This window comes from Metasolibacillus meyeri (assembly GCF_003049505.1).
Lineage (GTDB): Bacteria > Bacillota > Bacilli > Bacillales_A > Planococcaceae > Metasolibacillus > Metasolibacillus meyeri.
The window spans coordinates 1-927 of record NZ_PYWN01000239.1 but is presented as its reverse complement, the minus strand read 5'-3'; the positions used below and the strand labels follow the sequence as shown (position 1 = coordinate 927).

The window sequence follows — 927 nt, the reverse complement described above, 5'->3', positions numbered from 1 at the left end:
TTTTTTACTATTTCTTTATAGAGTTATTGTATTGGTACTTTAATTATAGGCTTTCTTACCGAATAATAAATTAAGAAATTATTTTTGGGGAAGGGGGAGAGCATATTGCAGATAAAAGGGAAAGCGTTTACTGATATCATAAAAGAGGAAGAACAGTTAAAGAGGAAGCAAGAATTAGAGCGGGAGTTAAAAAAGCAACAAAAGATGGAAGAACAGTTGAAGAGAGAAGCAGAAGCTGCTAAAAAGCGGATGGAAGCAGAGCAAGAAGCGTTAAAAATTCAGATGACATGTTTAAAAATTGCAGGACGCATTATAGCTGGAGATAAGGTACCAACAAAAGATCATCAATATTTAGTGAAACATGATTCTAAGCTATACGGAAAAGCGTTAATGATGCGAGTTATAAAGGAAGAGCCTAAGGAATATAAGCAATTATCTGAGGAGGAAGAACGCAATAATCCGTTATCTAAATCATCTACAAACTCTGAAGTTACAAGTGACATGAATGAAATTGTTACACCTACAGTAGATATTCAAATTTAAGTTTCTTAGATTAAGATATAGGAGATAGTGAACTCATAATCGGAAGAATCCTAGCTGAGATAGACCGATATAGAAGAAACTGTACTATAATGATGTATATGTGATGAGGATGTTTGTTAAATAATTCACTATAATTATTTAACAAATTGAGCGGATAAAAATTAACTATTTTCTTTTGGGAAAGCACTTGTTATAATGAGCAACAGAGCATTGAATTTTAGTCATTTGAAAAAAATATTATTTTTTTCAAAAAAAGTATTGCATAATGTGAAATAACGTTATATACTAATTCTTGTCTTGAAGAACAGATAACGTTCTGAAAGAGAAAAGAGTCTAGTAATGATGGCAAAGAGGTCACACCCGTTCCCATACCGAACACGGAAG

The 927-nt window shown here is 32.3% G+C and carries 1 protein-coding gene; it reads left to right on the top strand.

The features are described 5' to 3' along the window. Positions 1 to 105: 105 nt before the first annotated feature. Positions 106 to 543 (top strand): hypothetical protein, encoded by a 438-nt coding sequence (locus C9J34_RS21265; protein ID WP_107842156.1) that lies wholly within the window; start codon positions 106 to 108, stop codon positions 541 to 543. Positions 544 to 927 lie beyond the last annotated feature (384 nt).